At 54.5% G+C, this 12,132-nt stretch carries 5 protein-coding genes and 1 tRNA gene; 5 read left to right on the top strand and 1 reads right to left on the bottom strand.

Translation table 11 applies throughout. The features are described 5' to 3' along the window. Positions 1–539 precede the first annotated feature (539 nt). The 3 genes from ESZ00_RS10990 (at position 540) to ESZ00_RS10980 (ending at position 9,571) form a co-directional block, all read left to right on the top strand. Positions 540–4,319: a TonB-dependent receptor gene (locus tag ESZ00_RS10990; RefSeq protein ID WP_129208296.1), complete on the top strand. Its 3,780-nt coding sequence runs from the start codon at positions 540–542 to the stop codon at positions 4,317–4,319. Positions 4,320–4,407: 88 nt separating this feature from the next. Continuing rightward, a complete protein-coding gene (locus ESZ00_RS10985) occupies positions 4,408–5,703 on the top strand; it encodes a DUF3472 domain-containing protein (protein ID WP_204520203.1) in 1,296 nt (431 codons plus the stop codon). A gap of 196 nt (positions 5,704–5,899) precedes the next feature. Further along, complete coding sequence (locus ESZ00_RS10980; RefSeq protein WP_164981468.1) at positions 5,900–9,571, top strand: TonB-dependent receptor; 3,672 nt, start codon at positions 5,900–5,902, stop codon at positions 9,569–9,571. Positions 9,572–9,876: 305 nt separating this feature from the next. On the opposite strand, the gene ESZ00_RS20080 is transcribed toward ESZ00_RS10980, so the two are convergent. Then, positions 9,877–9,957 (bottom strand) — tRNA-OTHER (locus tag ESZ00_RS20080). A 130-nt stretch (positions 9,958–10,087) separates the two neighbouring features. Here ESZ00_RS20080 and ESZ00_RS10975 point away from each other — a divergent pair. Both ESZ00_RS10975 and ESZ00_RS10970 read left to right on the top strand, forming a co-directional pair. Beyond that, complete coding sequence (locus tag ESZ00_RS10975; protein ID WP_129208294.1) at positions 10,088–10,552, top strand: hypothetical protein; 465 nt, start codon at positions 10,088–10,090, stop codon at positions 10,550–10,552. 8 nt (positions 10,553–10,560) lie between these two features. Continuing rightward, complete coding sequence (locus ESZ00_RS10970; RefSeq protein WP_129208293.1) at positions 10,561–11,220, top strand: hypothetical protein; 660 nt, start codon at positions 10,561–10,563, stop codon at positions 11,218–11,220. Positions 11,221–12,132: the final 912 nt, after the last annotated feature.

Here is a 12,132-nt window from a genome sequence, read left to right as displayed (position 1 = left end):
GAGCGGCAGTAATAATCAGGGTGAGAACACTGCGTCAGGAATGGTGCAGGTTGCAGTCAAATTCACAGTCTGAGCAGGGAATAACGATAGGCACCCTTTCCATGCGCAGAGTGCCGGTTCTGTGGGGCTCTATTTTTCTGCTGAATGACAGCTTTCAGGCTCATTTCTATCTTTCATGTGTTTGTCGAAAGTAAAAGCGATTTATCGTAAGTGGCTCTGCCGCACCCCCATCATGCTATGTCTTGTATCTCCTTGAAGCGCCGCGACTTCGCCGATGTGCGTTCGGTAGAACTCTGAAAAACTCTGATATGCACGCCATTTATTGCATATTTGTCATCTTCTGCTTTCAGAAGTGGCCGCTCCCGGCGTCAGGACTTCCTGTCCCTGGGAGCAGCTCTAGCGCGCTGACGCATACTGATCGAAGTGATATGGTGATTACCAATATTTTCGTTGACAGCAATGATTGAAATACCTATATATCGATTCCTAAAGTTTTCGAAGCGAAACGCTTTGAAAGCTAATAAATATAAAGCTCTCGAATGTCGGAAATGGTCGCTCATACGATGCCATGGCGTTTCGGACATCTCGTTGTGCAAGCCGGAGCGGAACAACTTTGGAGGCGTAACCGAATGTCACGACGCTATTTGTTTCTCACCTTGATCGCTTGGATCGCGATTTGTTGTCCTCGGATTTCCCGGGCACAGGAGTTCCGAGCCACCATCACCGGAGTCGTTTCAGATTCCTCGAAAGCCGTTATCCCCAACGCGAATGTCTCGGTCAGGAATCTCGATACAAACGAGGTGCAGACGGTCAGGACGAACGCAGAGGGTGTTTATTCCGTTCCTTATCTGCATCCGGGGCAGCGGGTCGAAGTTTCCGTCGAGGCGCAAGGTTTTAAGAGGATGGTGTATCCGCCTGTTGTGCTGACCATCTCGCAGACGCTCACTGCAAACTTCATGCTGGAGATCGGCACGCAGAACCAGGTGGTAACGGTCAACAGCGAAAGCTATAAGGTGGGGCTCGATACGGAGAAAGCCGACCGAGGCACGGTGATCGACAACAAAACCATCACCCAGCTTCCGCTGAACGGTCGCAATCCTCTCTCCCTGATGGACTACATCCCAGGCGTGACGAATGAGGCGGGTCCAGGTCTCGAGTCGCCCCCGAACAACATGTACAACATCTCTTTCTTCACGGTGAACGGCACACCGGCGCAGAACACGGAGTACACGCTCGACGGCATGCCGAATAATGCAAACCCGTGGTATTCGAATGGGCCGTCTACTGTGCCCTCTGTCGATGCGATTCAGGAATTCAAGGTCGTTACCAACCCTTATGACGCGCAGTATGGCCGTACAGCCAGCGGTGTCGTGAGTATGGAGCTGAAGTCGGGAACCAACGATCTGCACGGTTCTGCTTACGAATTTGCCAAGCGCGGATTTATGGATGCGAACAGCTGGGAAAACAACTATGTAGGGGACAATCGGCCGGCCCATACGGAAGACCAGTATGGTTTTGAAATCGCCGGTCCGGTATATCTTCCGCATCTGTATAACGGGCGGAACAAATCCTTCTTCATGTTCAATTTCGAGCGATTCAAGGAGATTCTGCCCGACTTTCAGACTTACGACATTCCAAATGCATCCTGGATGCAGGGAGACTTCTCGAATTTCGTCGACGCCTCAGGCGATCTGATGCCGGTCTTCGATCCCTCTACGGCAACGACCACTGATCCTACGCGGCAGATCTTCCAGAACAGCGCCGGGCAGTATAACCATGTGGATGTCAGCCGCTTCAATCCTATCGCCGTGAATACGGTGAAGCTAATGCTGGCGTCTGCGACACCCACCTCTCTGACATTCCCGAACGAGTTGCCGTGGGAGTCGATCTGGGTCAATACAGTCCCGGACACCGCCAGCTCGCAGAACTATGTGCTGAAGTTCGACCAGATGATCGGCAGCAAAGATCACCTGTCAGGCAGCTGGGTTCGAAGCTACAATCCGTCGTTTTCTCCGAATACGCCGGCCAATGTTCCATGGTTCAACGGCAGCACATTCACCGAGTACCACATGAACTCCGGTGTCGACTGGGTCCATACTTATCGCAGCAACCTGATCTCCGATATTCGTTTCAGCTATCAGCGCTACTGGAGAACAGATGGCCCGATTGCGGCGAACCTCAGCTATGACCCCACGCAGCTAGGCTTCTCCTCGTCCCTGATCAGCCAGCTCCCCTTGAAGACGGGCTTCCCCGAAATTAACTTCGATATGCAGCAGCAGACTGCGGCGACCGGAAATGGCTATAACAACTGGCTTGCCATGTCGCGAGACTTCTATTACATGCCGGACGACAGCTATAACCTGTCTCCGACGCTCACCTGGAATAAGACCAGGCACAATATCCGTGCGGGCCTGGATTACCGCATCTCGCACCTGGTGCAGACCTTCCAGTACGACAACACGATGTCCATTACAAGCAACGGACTCGCGACCTCGGAATACTGGAACGACAACGACTCCAACGACATTGCAACCTTGCCGGACGGTACGCCTCTCTCGCAGAGCGGCAGCGGCAATGCTGTTTTGGATTTCCTGCTTGGTCAGCCCAACAGCGTACAGGTGCAGAATCAGCTCTTTCCCTATTACACCCAGCACTACTATGCGCCCTGGATACAGGACGACTGGAAAGTGACTCCAAGACTGACGCTCAACCTGGGCTTCCGCTATGACCTGAATGGGCCGCCGACGGCGAGGCATAACTGGTTGAACACCGGCTTTGACTTCGATGCGGTCAATCCTGTGGATGCTCTTGTGAATCACGCTGCCTATCCCGGCCTGCCCACATTGAAGGGTGGGATCACGTTCCCAACCACATCCGGCACGAACAAGCCGTGGGCGCAGGACTACACCAAGTGGCAGCCCCGCATCGGCTTTGCCTGGCTCGCGCGTCCCACGACGATTATTCGCGGCGGGGCAGGGCGCATCGTGATGAACCCGGCAGACAATCCTCAGGCTGCGGGCTTTACGAACAACCCGGTTTACTCAAATTCGCCGGACGGCGGCCGCACGTATTACGCCAATAACCTCGGAAACCCCTTCCCGAGCGGCATCCCCTCCATCCCGGGAGCTTCGCAAGGGTTGGAGACTTATCTTGGTGAAGGTGTCGTGTATGCCAATCCTCATTACAGGCTTCCTTCTGTCATCAATGGCTCGCTGGGCATTGAGCAGGTAATGCCTTATGACGGCAAGGTAGAGATCAGCTACGTAATGAGTCAGGGCTACGGCCAGGATAGAAATTACGGAGATAGAAACGTCAACTACGCGTATTACCAGAGCTGCAATGCCACTCTCGGGACGGCGACGAATCCTTATCCGCAGGGACGCTGCCAGGACCTCGCCGCCAATCCGTTCTATGGCGTGCCCGGATTTATCGGAAGCTTCGAGACATCGCCGCAGATTGCGACGATCTACCTTGAGAACCCGTACCCGCAATTCCCAAGCATTGAAGAGGTACAGAATAACTGGGGCCGGAGTTGGTACAACTCGCTGCAGACGACCTATCAGCAGCGCCTTGGTTGGGAACAGCTCAATGCCACCTGGACCTGGTCGAAGACGATGCAGGCCGGCGGATATATGGATGGCGTTTACCTGGTTCCGGAGCGCTCCATTGCCGGAACGGATCGACAGAACCGTATCACCGTCACGAGCGTCATGAACCTTCCGATCGGCCGCGGATTGAAGTATCTGAGCAGCATCAATCGTCCTCTGGATGCGGTGATCGGCGGCTGGGAATTGGCCGCCAATGGGTTCTGGGAAACAGGACAGCCGGTCGGACTAAGCACGAGTTACAACATCGTCGGCAGCATTCGATCGAACCGGCCCAAGAACAGCACGCCGGACATCATCGACGAAGGCGTGAATCAGTGCGTCGACTTATGGAATAACGCCACGCCGACTACGGCTGGCTACTATAAACTCTTCACGACAAATGGGCAGACAGCAGCCTCCTGCGCAGGACATGTTGCGTGGCAGCAGGTAGCTCCTTATGCTCCGCATACGACCCAGTCCTACACAGACCAGATTCGAGGACCGGGAGCAACCCAGATCGATGTGAACCTTTCCAAGAACTTTAAATTCACAGACCGGATCAGCATGCAGCTCCGCATGGAAGAGTTCAACGTGCTGAATCATCCGAACTGGTATGACCAAGTGGATATGAACCCGACAGATACTAACTTCGGAACGGTGAATAAGATCCTGACCGGTGGACAGTCGAATAACCCGCGTCAGGGACAACTTGGCGTGAAGGTCCTGTGGTAAGTGCACAAACTACGCGCTCCATTCACAGCCACACTGAACACGGAGCGCGTTCTCATTTCTGCGCGATGAAATTACGGAGTTTCTTGATATGAAGCGGTCGTTCTTGTTGGCAGGGTTTTGGGCTCTTTGCGTTTTGTTGGGGCGGCCTGTTGTTTATGCGCAAGATATGCCTGTTGCCCCTGCGTCGCTGGCCATACCGGGATTTACCGCGTATGCTGAGCCGGATCCTGAGGCGTTCGAGATTCCGGCCACCGATCCGATTCAAGGCTGGTCGGACAGCAAGACAACGATCGCGTGGTACGGGTTGATACGGACACCTGGAAAGCTGGATGTTGCCGTGCGTCTGCATCTTCCAACAGGAGCGCAATCCAGGCTGAGCATGAAGGTTGGAGATCATGAGCTGAAGAGTAAGACCGTGCGAGGTGCAGACGGTATGGTGACAGTATCCTTCGGCTCGCTGAATATCGAGCAGGCCGGCGGGTATCGGTTTGCTCTGTCTGGAGTCAAGAAATCGGGGCAGGACTTTGCAGAGATCGATTCCTTGATACTCACAGGGCCTGCGGTAAAGAATGCGCTTTTCAACCTCACGCCACAGCGTGGTGCGCCCTCTGTTCATCTGAATTTTTCCCTCCCCGACGGGGTGCAGGCGAAGTGGTTTTATAACGAGGTGACGGTCAAGACAGATCCTGTCTGGTCTTACTACGAGGCCTGCGGTTTTGCCCGTGGATACTTTGGCATTCAAGTGAATAGCCCGACAGAACGCCGGATCATCTTCTCCGTATGGGACAGCGGCACAGAGCCTACCGATCGGGATAAGGTGTCTGCAGAAAATCAGGTGCAGTTGATTGCAAAGGGGCCGGATGTTTTTGTTTCAGGCTTCGGCAATGAGGGAACGGGCGGTCATAGTCATCTGATCTATCCATGGAAGACAGGGGAGACGTATCGCTTTTTAGTAAGTGCGCAGCCGGAAGGGAACTCGACGATCTACACCGGGTACTTTTATTTCCCGGAAAAGCATGCCTGGGGTTTGATCGCCAGCTTTCGAGCGCCGAAAGATGGCGGATATCTGCGTCATCTTTACTCCTTCAATGAAGACTTCGAAGGGTCAAATGGCCAGCAGCGCAGGTTGGCAGAGTTTGGCAATCAGTGGATCAAAACAACGGATGACAAGTGGATGGAGCTGACGAAGGCTCGCTTTACCCATACGGCAAGAGGTATCTACAAGGATCGGCTTGACCGCGGAGCCGGTGTCATCGGTGACCGCTTCTATCTGACGAACGGGGGATTCAAGGCTGAGTCCATCGAGTTCAACGATGAGATCAGCCGCCCGGCGAGCGGGCATATCCCGGATGTCGAGTTGCCGGTCGATGCGGATAAGCAATGATTCTGCTGGATTTGCGCGTCTTTTCGCAAGAGGAGAGGGGCAGATAAAAAAGATATTGACAGCAGATAGGCCCTGCTTCATAGTTCGGGTGGTTCACTTTGTATACGTATACAGCCCACTATTTTGATTTCAAATGTAAACGATTTCTCAAAACAGTTGCATGGGACGACCCCTAATTCTTTGGAGCAGACGCAATATGAATTTAAAAATCTTCGGATACAACGTCAGCCTGATTGTCTTGCTGACGGGCATCCTGTTTTGCACCTATTCCTTGTCGGCGCAGGAGTTTACAGGACGTGTTACGGACTCAACCGGAGCAGTAATTGCAAAAGCAACAGTCATTGCACATAACGTAAACACCAGCATTGACACCAAAACAGTTACCACGAGCTCGGGCGCCTACACCATCCCGTATCTGGACCCGGGTAATTATTCGGTAACTGTTCTATCGAATGGTTTTGAAACCGCCGTCCATGATGGCATCGTTCTACAGGTTGGGCAGACATCGACCGTCAACTTCATCATGAAGGTCGGCGCGACGTCTACGACCGTAACTGTTACCGCCGACACTCTGCTGGACATGGGCAAAGCCGACAACGGCGAAGTGATCGAAAATACGCGCGTCACGGAGCTTCCGCTCAACGGCCGCGATCCGGGCATGCTGTCCATACTGAGCGCGGGCGCAATCTGGACAGGAAGCCTGACCTATCAGCGCCCATTCGACGACACGCAGGCGAATCTTGCAGTCAACGGTGGCCAGTCCGGCAACGTGGCTCTGATGTTGGATGGTGTTCCGAACAACTCCACGCCCATCAACAACTCTGGCCAGGCTGCTATTTCCTATGTTCCGCCAGTCGATTCGGTGCAGGAATTCAAGATTCTGACTAACCCCTACGATGCGCAGTATGGCCTGATGGCGGGTGCGGTAGAAAACGTCGTCCTCAAGTCGGGAACCAATCGTTTGCATGGTGATGTATACGAATATGCCCGCCGCACCTGGCTGGATGCCAATCTCTGGTCAAATGGATACGCCATCGCCAACGCGCTGCCGGGGACGGATGTTTCTCAGTATGCAACGCCGAAAATGAAATGGGATCAGTACGGCGCAGAACTGGATGGACCGATTGTTATTCCCAAACTCTATAACGGTCGAGACAAGTCCTTCTTCGCGGTGCAATACGAAAACTGGCACGAGCTCGAGCCCAACACGGTCGCCGATTCTGTACCCAGTCCGCAGTGGGCAACAGGCGACTTCTCGAACCTGGTCTACTGGACTGGCTCGGCCTATGCACCAATCAGCCTGCTCGACCCCGAGAACATCTCGGAGCAGGCAAACGGACAGTGGGTGCGTGTGCCGTTCGGCCCTACAGATACCATCAACCCTACTTCCGCACCGGACATTATTCCCTCATCGCGTATCAATGCGATGGCTCAGAAGATCATTCAACTGTACCCCGCGCCAAACACGAAGACCGCCGTCGGCACGAATCCATTTGCCAACAACTACATCATTCCAGCCCCCGACTTGGATCGTTATCGCAATGCGCTGGCGAAATGGGATGAGAACTTCTCGTCGCAAGATCGTTTCAGCTTGCACTACGGCTACTGGGAGCGTGTTGAAAACCGCAGCTATGACGGCTTTACCGGACCGGAACAGGAAGGCCAGTTGCCGCACGGCGAGCGCAGCCACACGTTCACGGTAGAAGAAACACACATCTTTACTCCAAATCTCACTTTCGACTTCCGTGCCAATGTGGGTGTTCGCGCCGACTACAGCTACAACGGACCTGCGTATGATCCGACCAACCTTGGCTGGACGGCGGCTCAGGCTGCGGCCATGGGTCCTGCAGCAGCGGCTGAATTCCCGTACCTCGATATCAGCGAATTCGCCAGCATGGGAACCAACAGCAATGGCCAGAGCGTCAAAAACTCTCTTTCCATGCTTCCATCCATCACCTGGATCAAAGGCACTCACACCATCCATGGCGGTCTCGATATGCGTCTGTGGCAGATTGGCTACAACGTTATCGGGGGCGGAAACGACTTCTGGATTGATCGCACCTGGACACAAACCAACTGCGGAAGCTGCGGTTCATGGGACCCTGCCAGCGGTAACTCCATTGCTTCGTTCTTGCTCGGCAACCCGACCTCGGGCAGTGACACCATCAACGTGAAAACCTATTGGTCGTCACACTACTGGGCTCCGTTTGTACAGGATGACTGGAAGCTGACCCACAAGCTGACGTTGAACCTTGGCGTTCGCTGGGACTTCATCACTCCTGAAACCGAGCGGAATAACTACGGCAACGGTGGCTTCAATTCCACAGCCGTCAATCCGATCAATTCGGAAGTCAGCGTTCCCGGCTACAGCCAGATTCTTGGCGGCGTCACCTTCCTTGGCGTAAACGGCTATTCCCGGTCGGCTTATCCTTTGTCGAAGTGGGACATTCAGCCCCGCGTTGGCTTTGCCTATGCCGTTACCGACAAAACCGTATTACGCGGCGGTTTTGGTGAGTCTGCTCGCAGCCCGGAGAATGCACCGAACAATATCGGCTACAGCGCAACAACAAGCTATATTGCATGCGATCCGAATCACATCGGCTGCACTTACCCCAACCTTGCCAACCCAATCAACAATCCGTATTCCTCGGTGGTGCAGCCAACGGGCAACTCTCTCGGCTTGTTGACAGATCTCGGCCAGGGACCATGGACGATTAACCCGAAGTACATCATCCCCACGTTCTGGAACTATTCGCTGGGCATTGAACAGCAGTTGGGCCGGAACGATATGTTCAATCTGACCTATGTGGGCAGCCGCCTCTATAACGGCGATTGCGACAACGGCAGCTTCGCCGGGGCTTGCCCAAACATCAACCATGAAAGCGCGGCGGCCATGGCGGACTGCAACCCTGAGAACGGTGGCCGTTACGAGAATTGCAGCAACGACAACGTCGCCAACCCCTTCTACGGAATCAGTGCTTTCAATGGTTCAAGCTACTACAGCTCCACCACCATTAACGCTCTGAATCTCACCCGTCCATTTCCTGAGTTCACGGATATGACGATGTGGCAAGCGAATACCGCGCACACATGGTACAACTCGCTACAACTAACAGCGCTGCACAAGTGGAGCAACTCACTCACCATTCACGGCACCTGGACCTGGTCGAAGATGATGGACGAGGGCGGCGACGTGGATACTACCTACCTGACACACTTTCGCCAAATCGACGGCAACGATTACACGCACCGCATTACGGTCTCGGGTGTGTATATGTTGCCGGTGGGTCGCGGCCGTCCCTTCATGCGGAGCCTGAATCGTGTTGTGGATGGTGTCATCGGCGGTTGGGAATTAGGCAGCCTGTATATCTATCAGACGGGTGCTCCGTGGCTCGTACCAAGTAACCCGAACGAAGTGTACCTGCGTAGTGCCTACGTTAAGCCCCACATCCAGAAAGACAACGGGTTCATTCGGCTTGTTGCCGCCTGCGCCGAACAGTACAGCGAAAACAGCAGCGGAACATATCAGCTTGTGCAATTGCCCTACGACTATGACGGGAGTTGTTCGAATGGCGCAGACTTTCTCCAGGTACCCAGCTATGCTCCCATACCGAACAATATCGACACCGGCATTCGCCTTCCCAGAACGCACCAGTTTGACGCTAACCTGTCGAAGAATTTTGTGATCTTCAGGGATATGCACCTGCAGGTGCGCATGGAAGCATTCAACGTGCTCAACCACCCTCTGTGGTCGGAATCACCGGATGGCAGCACGAACGACTCAACCTTTGGTCTGATTGAAAGAGGACCGTCAGGACAAAGTAACCTGCCTCGCGAGATGCAGCTATCTGCGAAGATCTTTTGGTAAATCAAATCTGAAAACTAGCCGGGGCGGGACTGTAACCGAGTGCCCGCCCCGTTTCTTTATCTTCGTATCTTGAAATGACGGATCTGAGCCTTCGTGCTCTGTCATCCGGCCGCACTCCTCTCTGAGGTATTCGGCATGGCCGCGACCAGTCACGCCGATCACTCCGGACGTCGATGCACAGGCGCAGATGCCCGCAAAACGGGCGGCACAGCAGAAGGTCGTGGAAAGGATATGTGCCCCACAGGCTCTGCCATGACTGGCTGAGGCGAACGCAGGGGATTTAAGCTAAGTTGATGATCAGCGTTTGGCGTCCCCGACGGGATTCGAACCCGTGTTACTGCCGTGAAAGGTGATTAAGTATCATGGATTCAAGGAGTTACAGGGACTGAAAAGGCACAAAAAGAGCAATTGGGAGCGCTTGGAGCACCCTCCTGTTCCTTCGTTGTACCTTTGCCATTTCTCCGTCTTTGCACGAATGTATTACCGCCTTTTCGGGGCAGGTAATACGGGGTGAAGATGGTGACTTGGAAACGTCATCGTACTTCAACCGCGCTCGGCGGGCTGGCACCTACCCTGCGCAAGGTGACTCCAACCATGGACCCCGTAATCGACCTCCGTCACTTCTCGCGCCCAGACGCGAGTCCCCAGCAGAAAGAGCTTCTCACCCTCATTTCTGACCAGCTTGAGTCCTACATCTTCTATGGACTCCACCCGGCGGTGGATTCCACTATTCACCAAGCAAGCCTCGTCTACCTGTTCGACGGCCGTGCTGCCAATGTAGTTTCGATGTTCCCCACAGAGGACGGACTCGCCGGCCTGACCGGCGAGAGACTACAGGTCCACTATGCCAAAGCTGGCCTGGAAGAATGGCTCCCCCTCGATAGATTTCGTGCGTTCATCCGTCGAGAGCGGGAACTACTCCTGCGGTCTTGCGGTCCAGTGATCGAGGCCAACATCGCCAGGCAAGGCGGTGACCTGTGAAAGGTGGAATGACCTCTAACGCCTTCGGAGGCCACATTCGGATTGGCCAGCTGGATCTAGCTGCGTTCAAGACGACCGACACAACGCCGGAGCAGCTGATCCTTCTATCGACCATCGCAGACGCTGCTCACGATTATGTCTTCTTTGGCCTTGGAAGAAATGGCACTTCCGCTGACGAATTCGCCGGGGCCTGCCGGTACTTCTTTGAAGTCAGGCTAGACCGGCCTTTGAGCTATGACATTCGGGACAGGATCATGATCCTCCCTTCTGTTACAGCTGCCGGCAAGCATGTGATCGACCGGGTCTACCTCACGGATCAGGTCCTACTTCAGCACATGTTCGACACTCATTATTCAGACTCTGGCATGGACCGGATTATGAGCATTGAGCGATTCCTACGGATGCTCGAGGAGAAGCGCCGCCGGATCATTACCAGCAACTGGTCGCAGGTCCGAGAATACGTCCTCGGCCTTCGAGCGAAGGATCTCAAGTCCATAGAGCCGGGCCGTCAGTTGGCCTTGGACATGGAAACAATCAGCGATGATGAGATGATCCAAGCTCTGGTCAGGCCGAAGAGCATGGCGCAGCTGGCCAATCTCATTTACCAGCCACACCGACCGGCACGCAGACGGAGGCGATATAAGCCGCAGGTCGGCATGATCGCATAGTGCGTACGGAATCCGTACACACGAAAGCCCCGGTCTAGCCGGGGCTTTGCTTCGAGGCAGTTGTAGTTTGGACAATGCGCTGCACGGCCTCGATATCCATATTTTAGATACACGGCCCCTTTCCTAGGCAATACCCCACGCAACCATTGAAGGAACGGGGAGCCCTGCCAGGGGCTCCCCCTCGCCAGGGAGAGAGTCACGGAAGCCACGTACGGGGACGGGTGATGGACCTTCCGAGTCGGGCAGCCTTTATGGAGCTATCCGGTGGTCCCGGTGGTATCCCAACCATGACCCTCCCTCCGATGAGGGGGAGAGTACAACATCGGGCAGCAGGTTGATTGTTGAGCCTACGGATGCCTTATAAACCCCGAAGGGCTTGCCGTTGGACCTGGTCGTAAGGGCCGACACGTTGCCAGGATTTCGTGCATCCGATTCGGACCCCAGCCAGCGCCCTGCCCAGTCTTCCGGGTGCAGACACTTCGCAATAGTCCTCGGTACCTACCTACTGCCATTCGTCAGAATGATCATGCGGGAATAGGCATCATGCTCCAAAACGCACTTACCTTGTGGATATTCTGCATTTATGCTGAGGCCAGGGGGAGCAATGCAGATTAAGCAAATGATCGCGGCTATCGACCAGGAGATAGTACGTCTGGAAGAGGTGAAGCGCCTTCTTGGGGGCACGGGCAAAGGCAAGCCGGGGCCTAAACCAAAGGCTGTGACGAGTCAGAAGCGAGTCTTAAGCCCAGAGGCCAGAGCACGGATCGTTGCTGCCCAGAAGAAAAGATGGGCAGCAGTAAAGAGATCCAAGTAGATGAGAAAAGCCCCCGGGATGACCGGGGGCTTCATGCTTTTAGAGCGGCTTTATCTCAAGATCTTGTGCTTCTCTAGCACATGGAAGAGGACCTGATT

This window comes from Silvibacterium dinghuense (genome assembly GCF_004123295.1).
GTDB classification, from domain to species: domain Bacteria; phylum Acidobacteriota; class Terriglobia; order Terriglobales; family Acidobacteriaceae; genus Silvibacterium; species Silvibacterium dinghuense.
This window is presented reverse-complemented; position numbering and strand designations above follow the sequence as displayed.

Bases quoted from the DNA above. Each gene is read 5' to 3' on its own strand.
- ESZ00_RS10990 (WP_129208296.1), top strand. From the start codon at position 540: ATGTCGGAAATGGTCGCTCATACGATGCCATGGCGTTTCGGACATCTC.
- ESZ00_RS10985 (WP_204520203.1), top strand. From the start codon at position 4,408: ATGAAGCGGTCGTTCTTGTTGGCAGGGTTTTGGGCTCTTTGCGTTTTG.
- ESZ00_RS10980 (WP_164981468.1), top strand. From the start codon at position 5,900: ATGAATTTAAAAATCTTCGGATACAACGTCAGCCTGATTGTCTTGCTG.
- ESZ00_RS10975 (WP_129208294.1), top strand. From the start codon at position 10,088: ATGGTGACTTGGAAACGTCATCGTACTTCAACCGCGCTCGGCGGGCTG.
- ESZ00_RS10970 (WP_129208293.1), top strand. From the start codon at position 10,561: ATGACCTCTAACGCCTTCGGAGGCCACATTCGGATTGGCCAGCTGGAT.